A 16,551-nucleotide genomic window follows, 5' to 3' on the forward strand; every position below is an offset into this window, starting at 1 on the left:
CCATGGCTTTTTGGGTAAACTGTGTCCTTTTTTCATTTTTATTTTATGTTGGAGAAATGATGCAATTTTTAGATAAAGTCTTTCATTTAGAGGATGCACATACTAATGTCAAACGCGAATTAATCGCTGCTCTTACCACGTTTGTCTCATTATCATACATCCTTTTTGTTAACCCTAATATTTTAAGTGCAGCTGGTATTAATAAAGGAGCCGCCTTCACTGTTACTGCAATCGCAACTGCAATTGGTTGTTTCTTAATGGGATTTATTGCCAACTACCCAATTGCTTTAGCACCAACTCTTGGTAGTGCTGCCTTTTTCTCATATAACGTAGTCATTGGAATGCACATCAACTGGCAAACTGCCTTAGCTAGTGTGTTAGTTGCTTCAATTTTATTCATTTTAATTACCGTTTTAAAATTACGTGAAAAAGTTGTCGACGCTATTCCTCAAGACCTAAAGTATGCAATCTCAGCAGGTATTGGTCTATTCATTGCTTTTATCGGTTTACAAAACGGTAAATTAATCGTTGATAATAAATCTTCTCTAGTTGGTTTAGGCTCATTCAATAATCCAGCTGTTTGGATTACCTTATTTGGTTTAATTCTAACTGTCATTTTAATGGCTGCTAAAGTTCCTGGTTCAATTTTCATCGGGATGATAGTAACTGCTATCTTCGGAATGGTAATTGGTCAAATTCCAATGCCACATGGTATCGTTTCTGGTGCGCCAAGTATTGCACCAACTTTTGGTCAAGCAGTCTTTCATTTAAAGGACATTAATACACCGCAACTATTTATGGTTGTTTTGACATTCTTATTAGTTACTTTCTTTGATACTGCTGGTACTTTAATTGGAATGACGCAACAAGCTGGGATGGTTGATAAGAATGGTAAGATTCCACGCATCGGTAAAGCATTCTTGTCCGATTCACTTGCTATGGTTGAAGGTTCCGTTCTTGGTACTGCGCCACTCGGTACATCTGTTGAATCAAGTGCTGGTATCGCAATGGGTGGTAGAACTGGTTTAACTGCAATTTTCGTTGGTATTTTGTTCTTAATCTCAATGATTTTTAGTCCACTGCTAGCAGTAATTCCAACCACTGTAACTGCTCCAGCTTTAATTATCGTTGGGGTATTGATGGCAGGAAATCTTAAATACATTCACTGGGATAACTTTGAAATCGCTTTTCCATCATTCTTAGTTGTTGTTGGTATGCCATTAACATACTCCATCTCTGATGGTTTAGCCTTAGGAATGATTGCTTACCCAATTACAATGATCGCTTCTAAGCGCTACAAAGAAGTATCGCCAATGATGTACATTTTATTTGTAATATTCGTTATCTTCTTCCTTATTACAAATATGGGATAAATAAAAAATGAGATCGCATGCGATCTCATTTTTTTATTACCTCGGAAATAATTTACTAGCTTTACAGCATTATTTATTCCATAATGTTAGGTATATTTACAGTGCAACAAACTAGCTAACTGAGGAGTTTTTAAATAATGTCAGTTAAACCTATCATTCATGATGAAATTTCTTTAAAATTCAAATCTATGCCTGCTACCAAACAAGACTTAACGGCAGCCAATGACTTAAAGGAGACCTTACTCGCCAATAATGGCAAAGCCGCTGGACTTGCTGCAAATATGATTGGTATACAAAAACGAATTATCGCCTTATTTGTTGGTCCGCTTCCAATTGTGATGCTCAATCCAATTATTGTTTTTAAATCTGATAAATATCTAGCTTATGAGGGATGTCTTTCTTTAGAAGGAGAGCGTCCAACTGAAAGATATAAGAAAATCACAGTGAAATATCAAAATGAAAACTTTGAAACTCGTCAACAAGAATTCTCTGATTTTGTCGCTGAAGTAATTCAGCATGAAGTTGATCATTGTAATGGTATTTTGATTTAGAAAAAACGTCAGTAGCAGGGGGGGATGCTACTGACGTTTTGTTTTCATTCTAGGCTTAATAATTTATCTCCAACTACAATATTTACCTTTGAAGTTGGTTTAATTTCTTGATAGTCTTTACTGTTTAAAATAATAATTGGAGTAATTAAATTATAGCCTTCCTTTTCAATTGCTTTCTGATCAAATTCAACTAACAAGTCACCTTTCTTTACGCTATCTCCAGTTTTAACATGAGCTGTGAAATATTTTCCTTTTAGATTAACTGTATCCATACCAATATGAATGAGTAATTGTACTCCGTCTTTAGTTTGTAACATTACACCATGCTTTGTACTCATAATTGAAACAATTTTACCATCATCTGGTGCATATACTTTTCCTTCGACAGGATTAATAGCAATCCCATCACCCATTGTTTTATCAGCAAAAGTTTTATCGGGAACTTCACTTAATGATAATACCTTTCCAGAAATTGGAGCATACACAGTAGTAGGAGTATGAACCACTACTTGCTCAACATCTGATTGTGAACTTTCATTCACTTGGGTTACATTTTCGGCTAGAGCTACTTTATGTTTGCTGTCTCCTTCAAATCCCATAACTAAGGTTAGAATGAAGGATAAGATAAATGATACTAAGATCATAATTACACCAAATGCGAAATTTAACATTGGCTTATGACCACCTACAAAAGCGGGTAATGCCAGCAAACAATTTTGAGGGATGTACAAAGTTACTTGAAGAAGTCCACCAACTAAACCGCCAATTCCAGCAGCAATTGTTGCAGCAACTAAGGGACGCTTTAATTTAAGTGTTACACCATAAAGTGCAGGCTCAGTTATTCCCATTAAAGCTGAAATACCCGTAGCGCTTCCTAGTTGTTTCATATCTTTTTGTCTTGATTTAACTGCTACCGCTAAAGCGGCACCACCCTGTGCAACATTTGAACATACTTGAGAAACAAAGATTAAGGTATCGCCACCGGTAGCCACAGCATTTAACCCTATTGGTGTAAGAGCATGGTGCATCCCCGTCATCACAATATATGGAAATGCTGCTGCTAGTAATCCAACAATAACGAATCCAAGATGAGTAGATAAGAATTTTATTGCTTCTGCTAACCAAGTACCTAAAATACCACCAATTGGTCCTACAATTAATAATGCTAAAGGTACACTGATTATAATTATTAATGTAGGTTCTAAAATAAGTCTAATTATATCGGGCGAAACTTTCTTGGCAAATTTGGTAATGTATGACATAATCCAGACCATCAAAATGATAGGAATTACCGAATATGAATAATCATATTTAAAAACCGGTATTCCAAAGAATAAAATTGGTGCCTTAGCTAAAACCATCTTTACAAAATTAGGATGTAAAAATACACCTGCAATTAATAATGCTAAGGATTGATTAACTCTAAATACTTTTGCTGCACTGGCCGCAATAAAGAATGGTAAGAAGTAATACATTGCATCTGCAGCAAAGTTAATAACTTGATACGTACTACTAGTTTGTGAAACCCACTTAAAAGTTGTACATAGAGCTAGAACAACTTTAATCATACCTGCTGCAGTTAAGGCAGGAATAATAGGTGTCATACAGCCCGCAATGGCATCCACAATTTTAGATACTATACCTTCGTTTTTATCAGTAACATTTTGACTAGTATCCGTATCATCATTTGGAACACCCAAATTTACTAATTCATCGTATATCCCACCAACATATGTACCACAAATAATTTGAAATTGATCGTTATTCCAATTAGTTCCGGTTACCTCAGGTAGATTTTGGATAGTTTGTTCGTCAACTAAATTTTTCTTTTTTACATAAACTCTAACTCGGGTCATACAATGAAAGACACGTTTAATATTGCCTTTTCCTCCTAAAGCATGAACAATAGTTTCCGCATCTTTAGGATAATCCATCTTTGCCATACTCTTTCCTCTTTTCAACTACTTACATTTCATCAAAACCTAACTTCTTGACCATTAACCTTAACCTTGTAGCTTAAATCCTTTAAGTTAACTGTAGCTTGGGCTACATGAGACTGGTTCTTATTACTTCTTTGAATTACAATCTCATTTTCACTCGGTGTCTCAACATTAATTGTTCCGTCTAAGTCAAAGGCTGCTTCCTCATTTCTAAACTTAAGTAGTTTAATCAGCGACTGAACAACTGGCCTATTAACTTCCTTTGCAATTTCTTCTTTAGAATAATAATGCCTGTTAATATTTCGGCCTTCTTTAGTCTCCTCAAGTAACTTTAAGTCATTCTTTCCAGCCAATAATCCTACATAGTATATTTGTGGTATTCCTGGTGCAAAGACTTGAAGTAAGCGAGCTAAGAAGTATTTCTTATCATCATTTCCCAGGGCCGAGTAATATGTCGTATTAATTTGATAAATATCCAAATTGTGATACTCAGCACTAGAATATTTTCGGCTTACATTAGCTCCCACCTTATACAGTTCGTTAGTCGTATACTCTAATTCGTCATCAGTCAAAACATCTTTGGCATCTACTACTCCAATACCATCATGAGTATCTAAAGTAGTAAATTGCTTCATTGGACATTTTCTAAGCCAGCTGGCCAAACGGTCCGACTTTCCGCTATAGAGTGAATAAAGTAAAACCATCGGCAAAGCAAAATCATAAATATAATATCCATGCTTTGCTACCTTCATTGGCATCGTATAATGCTCATGAATTTCAGGTAAAATCTTAGCGTCTGTTCCTTTAAGATCATCTTTTACCTGATCTAGCAACTCCCAAATTTCAGGTTCTACAAAGAAATCATTAGCATCTAATTTTTTAATCGCGTACGCAAAAGCATCTAGTCTAATTAAACTTGCTTGGTGCTTAGCCAAAGTTCGTACTGAATTTTTGATGAACTCCTGCGTTGCTTTTGTTCTGACGTCTAAGTCAATTTGCTCATCCCCAAAAGTATTCCATAATTTTGATTTGCTTCCATCCGCAAACGTAATTTCTTGGTACGGAGCCTTGTCTTTTCTTTTATAAATCTGATCAATATCTGCCTTAGTAGGTCTCCCTTCTGGCCAGAACTTATTCCAATCTAAAAATAAGTCTTTATATTTACTATTTTCACCATTCTCTTGAAAATCCTTATAATATTCAGAATGCTTAGAAATATGATTAATCATAAAATCAAGCATTAAATAATACTTTTTGCCAAGCTTTTCAAAGTCCTTCCATGTGCCAAACTTGGGATCTATTTCATCATACCTAGTTGGTGAGAATCCCCTATCTCCTGTCGAAGGAAAAATAGGCAAGACATGTACTCCTCCAATGGCGCCTTCAAAATACTTATCTAGTATCTCTGATAGATCATTTAGATTATTTCCCAGGCTATCCGCATATGTAATTAGCATTGTTTTATTTTGCAATTTCAATCTTTTATTCCCTTATCTTTTTATTATTAAGCGCTTACATTTGTTACACTTATAGAATACCGATTATCTATCTATTTGTAGTTGTTTTCATTTTTTTACATTATTACTTTTATAAAGCCTATAATATAAGTGTATTTTGATATGTAAATTTTCAGGTGAGAGGTAAAAATGAAAGTATCAATTACTGATGTCGCCAAAAAAGCTCAAGTATCTATTGCTACAGTTTCACGCGTTATTAATCAAAATGGCTACGTTGCTCCAGAAACTAGAAAATTAGTAGAAGCAGCTATTAAAAGTACTGGCTATCACTTACCCCAACATCATCTAGTCAATCATACGCAAAATAAGGTGGTTGAGGTTATCCTCCCTTCCATAACTAACCCACTCTACGCAAAATTTTATCAAGAAATTGAAAAAAATCTGTCTAAAGAAAATTACTTAAGTTTACTAAAAATAGACAATGATTCCACACATACATTACTTCCTTATTTAGATGCCTTAAAAAAGGGAAAAATCTCAGGTATTATAACTTCTTCGAACTTACCCATTTCAGATAAAGACGCCAATGAACACTTACCTATAGTTTCATTTGATCGTCATTTAGACAAAGTTACGGTCCTTAAGTGTAATAACTTAGATGGCGGCTATAAAATTGCACAAAAAGTTTTAAGTCTTGGCAAAAAAAATATCCTAATTCTATCGGGAAATCGCGCGGACTTATACCCTCTTAATGACCGCCTTAAAGGGATGCTTTCGGTATTTAATCACTATAAGGTTAATGTAAAAACAACATATATTGATTTCGAGAGTTCAATGATGGTTAAAAAAATCCAAATTGCACAAATTATCGACTTACCAAAATTTGATGCAATTTGTTGCACCGATGACGTTACCGCCTTATTAGTCAAGCAACATACTGATGAAATGAACTATCATCCTTTAATTACCGGTTTTGATGGAACAGACTTCATTCATAGTTTCTTTCCAGAATTAATTACGGTTAAGCAACCAATTGAAGATATTGCAAAATTGATGTGCGAGATTTTGATTAAAAAAATTTATCATCCAAGTAAGCACTTTGAGCCAGAGTATATTTTTCCAGTAACGTTACTAGACTAATTACACATAAAAAGGTAGCATCTCGACTAAGCAATCGGAGATGCTACCTTTTTCTTTTATAATTCACGATTCGTTGGACCGCGTTCAATTTTAATTCTAACAATCAAATGAACTAAGTTATACAGCAAGGTAAATGCTAGTAAAATCAGCCAAAAGTACCAAAATGCATAAATAATTAACAAAATAGCTGGAAAAACACCTAAAAATATTGCAACTAGACTATCAGCTAGCTTCAATTTCTTATTAAATATTCCGACTCTCACTAATTGATACGACTTAAAGCCTAAATATCCTGCACCAGCTAGTCCAAATAGTCTTAATAGCACGTCAACATTCACAAAAACACATACCATGCTTAATCCTATATACAAGACGCCGATGATCATCAGTATAATCCGGACCGATCTGGTAACCGCATGGCTTTCTTCTAAACCTTGTTCTATATCAACAAGATAATAAGTAATCGCGCATAAACCTACTAGTCGATACAGCCAGCCTAAATTTCTAAAAGCTAAAAGCAGAATGACAACGCTCAGAATTACTCCAATCACACCAATAAGACGGTTTAATTTTCTATTCTTAACAATTAAATCTGGACGCATCCAATCATCCCTATCCGATCCTATAATTTTCGATTCGTTCCATCGTGCTCAATCTTAATTCTGACAATCAAGTGAAGTAAGTTATACGCCGAAGCAAAAATTAACAGAAACAGCCAAAGAATATCTCGTGGAGCTAATGCAACTACTAATGACGCAACTATTATTCCTAAAAAAGTTGCTATCATGCTATCGGCAAACTTTAAGTTTTCGTTCTTCAGGTCTTTACGCAAGACTGCATTAGTTTTAAATCCTAAATATCCAGCACTGATAATTCCAAATGCTACCAATAAAAAATCTAAATTAGTAAAAGCAAAAATAATACTCATAAGTTCATAAGCTGCCCCAAGAACAACAAAGATACTCTTTTGCGTGCGCCTAATTACCTTGCTATCTTCTAGCATCTGTTCAACATCAATCCAGAAATAAAGAATAACCGCCACCACAATAAAAGTGAGTAGCCAGCCGATGTTTTTTACAGTAAAAAAGACCATCATAACTACAATCAGTAAGCTGATAATTCCAAAATACTTATCCTGTTTTTTCCTTTTGGCTAATTCAATCCATCTTTTATCATCCATCCTACTCACCTCTTATTATTTGTTTAGATTTTACTATGAAATATTTATTTTAACAATATTCTAATTATATTTTTATATAAACCAAGAAGATTTTATTGTTGACAAGTGTAAACGTTGAGATATATGATTACAAATGTAAACGAAAGGAGAGTAATAATGAACGAAAAAAAATTATCTTCTATTTCAGACAGTGAGTGGGAAGTAATGCGCATTGTCTGGACACTAGGTGAAACTCATACGAATCAAATTCTAAAAGAGCTCCAAGCTAAAAAAGATTGGTCTGATTCAACTATCAAGACATTAATTAGACGCCTCGTTCAAAAAGGTTGGTTAACAGCTAAGCATGAAGGACGTCGTTACACCTATACTGCTACTGTTAGTCAAACAGATATGATGTACAACGAAGCCAAAGCCTTATTAAACAGAATGTGCAATATGCATAAGGGCGAAGTAATCCTAAAGCTTCTAGAGGACTCTCCTATTTCTAAAGGTGATTTAATGAAGATGCAAGAAGAAATTAGTCAAAAAGAAAAAACAGCACCTGATATGGTTCCCTGCAATTGCTTAAAATCGGGATCTACTATCTGCTAGGAGGAAATAAAAATGAACATTAGTCAAATTATCACATTAATCATTGGCATCATTCTAATCGGCTTTATTGTCTGGTGGTTCTTCGGTAAACACAAAGAAGCTGCAGGAACTGGAACTATTGTCAATGATGAACAAACTGCAACAATTGTTGTAAATGGTGGATATTCTCCTTCAACTGTAATTCTCAAAAAAGGAGTTCCAGCCCAGGTTAACTTTGATATGCGGGATTCAACCGCCTGTTTATCCCACGTTGTCTTTGAACAACTAGGAGTTAATAAAGACCTAACTAAGCAAAAAATTACTACTGTCAATATTCCGACAGATAAGGCCGGAACTTATAACTTTGCTTGCGGAATGGATATGTTCCACGGAAAAGTCATCGTTAAATAAAGAAAGGATCTATTAAAATGAGTATTTTTTCAAAAAATCAAACCAAAAAAGTTGTTGTCAACGCAGAAAATCATGGTTATAAACCAGATACCATTACTTTTAAGCAAGGTAAACCAGCCCAATTAAAATTTATTCCTTCTGATAATATGGGCTGCATGAACGAAATAGTTTTCAAAGACTTGAATATAGATGACAAACTTGATGGCAAAAAAGAAGTCATCGTAAATATCCCTACCGACAAGCCTACTACATATAAGTGGAGTTGCGGAATGGACATGTTTCATGGGAAGGTTGTTGTTAAATAATGAAGTTATCAAACATCAAAAGATTCTGGATATCTTTCATTCTATCCATCCCAATGCTTATTCAAATGTTTGCAATGCCCTTTCATTGGATGATGCCAGGATATAACTGGATTGCACTTATTACAACTACAATCATTATGGCAATTTCTGCTCTTCCTTATTGGAAAAGTGCAATTGCTGCTTTTAAAAAGCATAGCGCTAATATGAATACCTTAGTTGCTACAGGTACAGCAGTTGCTTACTTTTACAGTATCTTTGCAATGATTACTAATCGCCCGGTTTATTTTGAAAGTGCAGCCTTTGTTACTGTCTTTGTCCTACTTGGCGATGCTATGGAAGAAAAGATGCACGATAACGCATCAAACGCTCTAGGTAAATTGATGGGCTTGCAAGCAAAAGATGCTGAAGTTCAAAGAGATGGTAAGTTCGTTAAAGTTCCACTTGATCAAGTTAAAGTTGGCGATATTATTCGCGTTAAGCCAGGTGAAAAGATTCCAGTCGATGGCGAAATCTTAGAAGGTGTTACAACGCTTGATGAATCAATGGTTACTGGTGAAAGTATGCCAGTTGTTAAAAAAGTTGGCGACACAGTTGTAGGTTCAACTATTAATAGTAACGGTACAATCACTTTCAAAGCCACTAAAGTTGGCTCTGATACAATGCTCGCTCAAATTGTTGACTTGGTTAAAAAAGCTCAAACTAGTCATGCTCCAATTCAAAATTTGACAGATAAGATATCTAATATCTTTGTTCCAGCCGTAATGATTATTGCTATTTTAACTTTCATTATCTGGTACTCATTTTTAGGTGCGACTGCTGTAGAAGCCATGTTATTTGCCGTTAGCGTTATAGTCATTGCCTGCCCATGTGCTTTAGGACTTGCTACTCCAACTGCTTTAATGGTTGGTACTGCTCGTAGCGCTAAAATGGGAGTTTTGATTAAGAACGGTGAAGTTCTTCAAGAAGTTAGTGACTTGAATACTGTTGTCTTTGATAAAACAGGTACTATCACTGTTGGTAAACCTGAAGTTACTGATATTGTCGGTGACGAAAAACAAGTTTTAACTATTGCTGCAAGTCTTGAGGAATCGTCTGAGCATCCACTTGCTACGGCGATTGTTAAAAAAGCAGATTCTGAAAAATTGCAAATCGAAAAAGTTAGCGACTTTGAAGCAATCGAAGGTAAAGGCGTTAAGGCTAATTACCATGATCAAACAGCTTTTGTTGGAAGTAATCGTTTATTAGCTGATGTCAATATTTCCCAGGAAATGAATCAGCAAGCTACAAAATTACAAGAAGAAGCTAAAACAGTTGTTTATGTCGGCTTAAATGGTGAAATTATTGGCTTAATTGCTATTCAAGATGTTCCTAAGCCAAGCTCTAAAGAAGCTATCAGCGAACTTAAGAAACGTGGATTAAAGACAGTAATGCTTACAGGTGATAATGAAAAAGTTGCTCAAGCAATTGCTAATGAAGTTGGGATTGATCAAGTTATTGCTGGTGTTTTACCAAACGAAAAAGCTGAGCATATTCAAGAACTTCAACAACATGGCGACAAGGTAGCCTTTGTTGGGGATGGTATCAATGACGCTCCTGCTCTTTCAACAGCTGATGTTGGAATTGCCATGGGCTCTGGTACTGATATTGCAATTGATTCTGGTGGTATTGTCTTAGTTCAAAATGATTTACGCGGTGTAGTGCGTGCCCTAGATATCTCAAAGAAGACCTTCAACCGTATCAAGTTAAACCTTTTCTGGGCGCTTATCTATAACACAATTGGCATTCCAATTGCTGCTGGATTATTCGTTGGTTTAGGCTTTACACTAAGTCCTGAACTAGCAGGTTTAGCTATGGCCTTTTCATCCGTTTCTGTTGTCGGTAGCTCATTACTTTTGAATAAAGCAAAAATTGCCGGAACTAACTAATGTAATTTATTTTTATAGTGATAATTAGTTTTCCTCAAATAAAAAATCAGTTCTATCTTAACGATATGAGCTGATTTTTTATTTTCTTAATTTTTGCTCCAATTTGCTGTTCATCCTATTTTTTGCAATCCTTTTCATTTTATGAGTGGTTTTATTTAAAGTTGGGATACCCTCCTCCTATAATAAAGCTGGTAGTCAAAATCAGTGGATGTTAAAAAGGAGAATAATATGTTGTCAAAAAATAATTTTAAAGAACGTCTCCGTAAAATGGAGGATCGACAAGATAGATTTTCAATTAGAAAATTTTCTATAGGAGCAGTCTCTGTGTTAATTGGCTCATTTATTTTTGGTGTCCAATCCACACAAGTTGCTCATGCGGATACTTTGGCTGAAAAAGATAGCACTGTAGTATCTACTAAAGACAGTTCAAAAGTAGTTGCCAGAAGTAATAGTGACACTTCTAATCCGTCTTCAAATAATCACTTACAATCTGCTAATCAGACAATCGATACTAATACAGCTAAATTGGAGCATAAAGCTACAACCAGTGAACTTAAACCAGTTAGCTCTAATACAATCTCAGCTGTTAAGCAAGCCACTCCAGACATAGAGAGTAGCTCAAAAAATCAAACTCTATTAACCAAAAACAATGCTATAAGTCAATCTCAACCTAATACTCAAGAAAGCTCAAATAATCAAGAAAATAGTGCTTCCACAATAAATGACCCTAGTGTTAATGATAGGGAAAATACTGAAAAAGCTGATACTCTTAACACAGATACAACTATTAGTGACGCACCTAATTATCCTGATACCCATGGTATCGTGCCTACAACTCAATACATATTTGACCAATTTACTTTAACTAACGGACAATTGACTAATAATGCTTATACACCTTTAAATATGCTTATTACTCTTACTACCGATAGAAATAATCCTGGAAATAAACTAAATTATTACATCACTAATAATAATTATTCAGAAGTATATGCTAACGATGCAATTAATGTAGACCAATACGTAAACTATACTGGAGTCGGTCCATATCCATCTTCAAATTTAGTAATCTATAATTTCGGCCCAAATGGTATTAGCGTTAATGAAAATAATAATAATTTCGGCTTAGCATTTACATTTGGTTATGGTAAGTATGATTCTATAATTAACTCAAGTGATCCTAATCCATTTTCATCCTCAAATGTTTCAAATGCCTGGGGAGATACGACACCAACCAATGTTACCCAAACTATCACTTACGTTGATGCTCAAACTGGACAACCTATGCCAAATACGCCAACCATTGAGTCAAATGGATTAACAGGACAAATATATCAAGTTGATCCTGCAGCTGAAAAAATTATAAAAGGCTATTACTTAGTTAATAAAGAAAGAGATCACGGTGTTATTTCTCAATATAAAAATGGTGGAACTTACACTAATGAATGGGTTTCTCAAAGTGGACAACTAATAAAAGAAGTATGGCATCAAATAAATTCTAACGGTGTTATGCAAGTTGATGTTTATATCAATAATGTACAAAAATATGATCCAAATAATTTAAAGGGTATTGTCTATCCTTCCACAATGTCTAAAGATGGCCCTACACAATTAAATATTGATAATGGATCCTATGTCTTTCCTAATCCATATGTAGAACAAACAAGTAATATTGAACTTAAATATGATCCATTAGGTCATATAATTCCTGTAACACCTGATGGTACTCCAATTTCAAACGCACCTACTCCGCAATATACTAATAGTCCTACTAATCCTAGTGCAGTAGAGCCAAATGAACCAGTTCCAAATATCCCAGGATATACACCGGAAGTCTCAACAGTAACACCAACTGCTCCCGGTACAGATACAAAAGTAATCTATGTTCCAATCGAACAAGGTTCAATCACTGTTACAGTTCACGATGTCACAGACAACGTGAACTTACCTCAATATGGTAAGAGCAGTGGGGAGCAAGATGTAGGTACTGGATTCACGTATGATAAGAAGACTGTAATTACAGATCTTGAAAACAAAGGTTATAAAGTTCTTAATCCAGATGTAATAGTTCCAACTACTATTAGTAAAGGTGCTCAAAATATTGTTATTGATGTTGAACATCAACTTGTTCCTGTAACGCCAGACAATCCAGGAAATCCGGGCCAACCTATTAATCCTAATGATCCAGACGGTCCAAAGTGGCCAGACGGAACTGCTAAGAATGCTTTAGAAGCAACTGGTTCTCAAACAATTCATTATGAAGGTGCTGGTAATAAGACACCAGCTGATAATATTCAACATTTCACTTTCACTAAGAGCGCTACGGTTGATAAGGTAACTGGTCAAATTGTTAGTGAAACTGGTTGGAATGTTTCTAGTCATACATTTGGTAACGTTGATACTCCAGTAGTAGCGGGCTATCATGCAGATAAGACTGTCGCTGGTGGGGCTACAATTACTCCGGATGACTTGAATAAGACAATTGTGGTAACGTATGCACCAAATGGTCATGTAATTCCTGTTGGTCCCGATGATCAACCAATTCCGAATGCTCCACAGCCTCAGTTCCCTACTAACCCGGATACCCCAACAGGAACAACACCAAGTGAAGTTCCAGTAGTACCAGGATATCACCCTGAAAATGGTAAACCTGGCGATCCTGTAGATCCTGTTCCGGGTAAACCTGGTGAGAATGTTCCTGTGAAATATGTTCCAGACACTCCAACTCCTGAAACTTACACTGGTTCTCAAACTATTAAGTTTGTTGATGGAACTACGGGCAAGGAAATCGAAAGTCCTAATGTTCAAAAAGCTACTAACTTAACTGGAGATCACACATTTGGCAAGATCAATACTCCTGTTATTAAGGGTTACACTACAACTGAAACTACCGCCGGTGGAGCAACAGTAACGAAGGAAAATCCTAATGCTGTAATTACTGTGACATATACTCCAAATGGTCACATCATTCCAGTAGGTCCAGATGGTAAACCAATCCCTGATGCTCCACAACCACAATTCCCAACCAATCCTGATAACCCTAGTGAAACTACTCCTAGTCAAGTTCCTGATGTTCCTGGTTACCACCCAGAATCTGGTAAACCTGGCGAACCAGTAAATCCTGTTCCGGGTAAACCTGGTGAGAATGTTCCTGTGAAATATGTTCCAGACACTCCAACTCCTGAAACTTACACTGGTTCTCAAACTATTAAGTTTGTTGATGGAACTACGGGCAAGGAAATCGAAAGTCCTAATGTTCAAAAAGCTACTAACTTAACTGGAGATCACACATTTGGCAAGATCAATACTCCTGTTATTAAGGGTTACACTACAACTGAAACTACCGCCGGTGGAGCAACAGTAACTAAGGAAAATCCTAATGCTGTAATTACTGTTACTTACACTCCAAATGGTCATATCATTCCAGTAGGTCCAGATGGTAAACCAATCCCTGATGCTCCACAACCACAATTCCCAACCAATCCTGATAACCCTAGTGAAACTACTCCTGGTCAAGTTCCTGACGTTCCCGGTTATCATCCAGAATCTGGTAAGCCGGGTGAGCCTGTAGATTCTGTTCCTGGTAAACCAGGAGAAAACGTTCCTGTTAAATATATTCCAGATACAATGGTTCCAAATAAGTCTACTATTCTTGCTACGCCTAAACATGCTCCAACAAAAACTACTACTCAAAATAATAATTTAGATTCTTCAGTTTTATTCAACCCCATTAAAACTCATAATGTTGAAAAGACTGACAAAAATATAGTCTCTAGACCTGCCGCTTCACAAAAGAAGTCATCACTTCCACAAACTGGAAGAAAAGAAAATCAAGGTCAATTAATTGGATTAGCCGTCGTAGGATTAGGCCTACTTTTAGGATTACTTGGAGGTGAGAAAAGAAAGAATAATAATTTTATTACTAAATAAATTAGCCTAAAAATATAAAGAGATATCTGAAAAAAGTCTATTTTTTGATGATTTTAAACTTTTAATCAAAATAAAAATCCTATTAAATCAAGGTTTATTAATACCAAGATTTAATAGGATTTTTCAATTTCTGATTTTTTTAATTATTCTTCGACTGTCATTTCTTCTTCACGCTTTTGTTCAAGTTTACGCAGCCATGGTAAAACGAAACCTAAACCAAATAATACAACGACAGTAATAATGTTCATCCATAATTGATGAGTAAATGCCTTAGTACCTACTGCGACGTTTTGAGGAATAAATCCTAACGTAGCACAGACAAAAGTAAATAGTAGACACCAACCACCAACAGTTAACGCACCAGCTTTATTCTTAATAAATACATAATCAGAATGATACTTATCTTGGTGAATTCTCATTGCAACAAAGGCAAAGAATACCCAACAAGTCTTATATGGTGAAATAATTCCATTAACATTCAAAAGCCAATTATAAATGGTATTAATGTTAGGTAAAGTTCCAGTTAATAATAGCAAGAATAAACTAAGTCCGACAGTAAACGTATAAGAGTGAACTGGACGACCACTCTTGCTCTTCTTTTCAGTAAGCCACTTAGGCATGAACTTAGAGCCAACATCTCCAGCAAAAACACGACTTGAAGCATCTAGTAATACGGCAAGTTGAGCCATCATAAAGATTGCTTGTACAACAGCAAAGATATACATCAACAGCTTACCTACACCTAAACTTTCACCAAGCAATTGGAAGGCATAGTAAGGGCCGTTCATCTTGAAATCATGTGGAATATGATGAGCGTTAAAGAACATTGCTAAAGCTAATGTTCCAAAGATTGTTAAGAATCCAGTCATAATGGCAAGCATCCACATTGCCTTAGGAAAGTCTCTCTTCGGATTCTTCATTTGTTGTACATAAGGTGCAGCAAGTTCAGCACCTGACATAGCAAAGATCAAAAGACCAGTAGTTGAGAAATAATTCAAGCTAAATGAAGGCTTAAAAGCTCCCCAATTAAAAGGTTGAGTCGCAATATGGTGTCCATGCATTACTGACCATGCAGCAAGTAAAACAAAGAGCATAGACATAATAAACATTGCTCCCCCACCAATTAAAGAAAGAATTTCTAGTGAATTACGAAGTTTGTTTTCTAACAAAATGAAGATCAGGATGATCACAAAAGTTAAAATTCCGAACCAGAAAGTTGACATTTTCTTGTCTAAACTGTTGTTTCCAAAGATCATCCAACTAAATGAAACAATAACTGAGTTTGATACATCGACGATATATGGCACACTCTGCACCCAATACATCCAAGAGGTCCAATAACCCAAAGTATCATTTGTACTTCTTCTTACCCAAGAAGCAAGTCCACCATCCTGATTATCAAAAGTCAAACTCATCTGACTACTAATCAATGCGTAAGGAATAACATAAGTAAATAAAAGAAAGATCCAAGAAATTACAACTGAAAGACCTTGGTTTTGAAATGGATAGAAGATATTTTCAAAACTAATAATCGTTACGAAGTCAATCAGCGCAATAACTGGCCAACTCATATAATGTTTTTTATTCGGTTCTAAATCACTTAAGACATCTGGTTTATCCAATTTTTAATTTCCCCCAAAATCAAAATATTTATCTAAATCCAAAGTCTTAAATTTGGAGGCTTCAAAACTATCATTAAAGTATTCAAATTCACTTGTAGAAATCCTCTATAAATCGCTATAATTTATGCCGTAGTATTCTTGCAAATA

13 protein-coding genes are annotated in these 16,551 nt (G+C 35.4%); 8 read left to right on the plus strand and 5 right to left on the minus strand.

Features of this window, described 5'->3' with window-relative positions; all coding sequences use genetic code 11:
* Positions 1-59 precede the first annotated feature (59 nt).
* Positions 60-1,373: an NCS2 family permease gene (locus QM512_RS08290; RefSeq protein ID WP_035430138.1), complete on the plus strand. Its 1,314-nt coding sequence runs from the start codon at positions 60-62 to the stop codon at positions 1,371-1,373.
* A 137-nt stretch (positions 1,374-1,510) separates the two neighbouring features.
* Positions 1,511-1,924 carry a peptide deformylase gene (locus QM512_RS08295; RefSeq protein WP_282805228.1) on the plus strand — a complete coding sequence of 138 codons (414 nt, stop codon included), beginning with the start codon at positions 1,511-1,513 and terminating at the stop codon, positions 1,922-1,924.
* Between the two features lie 44 nt (positions 1,925-1,968).
* Here QM512_RS08295 and QM512_RS08300 read toward each other — a convergent pair whose 3' ends face one another.
* Both QM512_RS08300 and gtfA read right to left on the minus strand, forming a co-directional pair.
* Positions 1,969-3,867, minus strand: coding sequence for a beta-glucoside-specific PTS transporter subunit IIABC (locus QM512_RS08300; RefSeq protein ID WP_282805229.1), 1,899 nt, complete (start codon positions 3,865-3,867; stop codon positions 1,969-1,971).
* 32 nt (positions 3,868-3,899) lie between these two features.
* Positions 3,900-5,342, minus strand: coding sequence for a sucrose phosphorylase (gene gtfA / locus QM512_RS08305; RefSeq protein ID WP_282805230.1), 1,443 nt, complete (start codon positions 5,340-5,342; stop codon positions 3,900-3,902).
* A gap of 168 nt (positions 5,343-5,510) precedes the next feature.
* On the opposite strand from gtfA, the gene QM512_RS08310 reads away from it, so the two are divergent.
* Entirely contained in the window at positions 5,511-6,461 is a 951-nt protein-coding gene (locus QM512_RS08310) for a LacI family DNA-binding transcriptional regulator (RefSeq protein WP_282805231.1), read from the plus strand.
* 56 nt (positions 6,462-6,517) lie between these two features.
* On the opposite strand, the gene QM512_RS08315 is transcribed toward QM512_RS08310, so the two are convergent.
* Positions 6,518-7,063 carry a hypothetical protein gene (locus QM512_RS08315; RefSeq protein WP_282805232.1) on the minus strand — a complete coding sequence of 182 codons (546 nt, stop codon included), beginning with the start codon at positions 7,061-7,063 and terminating at the stop codon, positions 6,518-6,520.
* 20 nt (positions 7,064-7,083) lie between these two features.
* Positions 7,084-7,641, minus strand: a complete 558-nt coding sequence (locus tag QM512_RS08320) for a beta-carotene 15,15'-monooxygenase (protein ID WP_282805233.1) — start codon at positions 7,639-7,641, stop codon at positions 7,084-7,086.
* Between the two features lie 156 nt (positions 7,642-7,797).
* Between QM512_RS08320 and QM512_RS08325 the strand changes: the two genes are divergently transcribed.
* The 5 genes from QM512_RS08325 (at position 7,798) to QM512_RS08345 (ending at position 14,782) form a co-directional block, all read left to right on the plus strand.
* Positions 7,798-8,232: a CopY/TcrY family copper transport repressor gene (locus QM512_RS08325; protein WP_282805234.1), complete on the plus strand. Its 435-nt coding sequence runs from the start codon at positions 7,798-7,800 to the stop codon at positions 8,230-8,232.
* A gap of 12 nt (positions 8,233-8,244) precedes the next feature.
* On the plus strand, positions 8,245-8,622 hold the full coding sequence (locus tag QM512_RS08330) for a cupredoxin domain-containing protein (RefSeq protein ID WP_282805235.1): 378 nt from the start codon (positions 8,245-8,247) through the stop codon (positions 8,620-8,622).
* Between the two features lie 17 nt (positions 8,623-8,639).
* On the plus strand, positions 8,640-8,927 hold the full coding sequence (locus QM512_RS08335) for a cupredoxin domain-containing protein (RefSeq protein ID WP_282805236.1): 288 nt from the start codon (positions 8,640-8,642) through the stop codon (positions 8,925-8,927).
* Positions 8,927-10,852 carry a copper-translocating P-type ATPase gene (locus QM512_RS08340; RefSeq protein ID WP_282805237.1) on the plus strand — a complete coding sequence of 642 codons (1,926 nt, stop codon included), beginning with the start codon at positions 8,927-8,929 and terminating at the stop codon, positions 10,850-10,852. The genes QM512_RS08335 and QM512_RS08340 overlap by 1 nt, the downstream gene beginning before the upstream one ends.
* Before the next feature lie 228 nt (positions 10,853-11,080).
* Positions 11,081-14,782 (plus strand): mucin-binding protein, encoded by a 3,702-nt coding sequence (locus QM512_RS08345; protein ID WP_282805238.1) that lies wholly within the window; start codon positions 11,081-11,083, stop codon positions 14,780-14,782.
* A gap of 143 nt (positions 14,783-14,925) precedes the next feature.
* Here the strand turns inward: QM512_RS08345 and QM512_RS08350 are convergent, their stop codons facing one another.
* Positions 14,926-16,404 carry an APC family permease gene (locus QM512_RS08350; RefSeq protein WP_282805239.1) on the minus strand — a complete coding sequence of 493 codons (1,479 nt, stop codon included), beginning with the start codon at positions 16,402-16,404 and terminating at the stop codon, positions 14,926-14,928.
* Between the last annotated feature and the right edge of the window lie 147 nt (positions 16,405-16,551).

Source organism: Lactobacillus isalae (genome assembly GCF_947539375.1).
Taxonomy (GTDB): Bacteria; Bacillota; Bacilli; order Lactobacillales; family Lactobacillaceae; genus Lactobacillus; species Lactobacillus isalae.

Coding starts and splice junctions, on each gene's coding strand:
- QM512_RS08290 (WP_035430138.1), top strand. CDS start 60: ATGCAATTTTTAGATAAAGTCTTTCATTTAGAGGATGCACATACTAAT.
- QM512_RS08295 (WP_282805228.1), top strand. CDS start 1,511: ATGTCAGTTAAACCTATCATTCATGATGAAATTTCTTTAAAATTCAAA.
- QM512_RS08300 (WP_282805229.1), bottom strand. CDS start 3,867: ATGGCAAAGATGGATTATCCTAAAGATGCGGAAACTATTGTTCATGCT.
- QM512_RS08310 (WP_282805231.1), top strand. CDS start 5,511: ATGAAAGTATCAATTACTGATGTCGCCAAAAAAGCTCAAGTATCTATT.
- QM512_RS08315 (WP_282805232.1), bottom strand. CDS start 7,063: ATGCGTCCAGATTTAATTGTTAAGAATAGAAAATTAAACCGTCTTATT.
- QM512_RS08320 (WP_282805233.1), bottom strand. CDS start 7,641: ATGGATGATAAAAGATGGATTGAATTAGCCAAAAGGAAAAAACAGGAT.
- QM512_RS08325 (WP_282805234.1), top strand. CDS start 7,798: ATGAACGAAAAAAAATTATCTTCTATTTCAGACAGTGAGTGGGAAGTA.
- QM512_RS08330 (WP_282805235.1), top strand. CDS start 8,245: ATGAACATTAGTCAAATTATCACATTAATCATTGGCATCATTCTAATC.
- QM512_RS08335 (WP_282805236.1), top strand. CDS start 8,640: ATGAGTATTTTTTCAAAAAATCAAACCAAAAAAGTTGTTGTCAACGCA.
- QM512_RS08340 (WP_282805237.1), top strand. CDS start 8,927: ATGAAGTTATCAAACATCAAAAGATTCTGGATATCTTTCATTCTATCC.
- QM512_RS08345 (WP_282805238.1), top strand. CDS start 11,081: ATGTTGTCAAAAAATAATTTTAAAGAACGTCTCCGTAAAATGGAGGAT.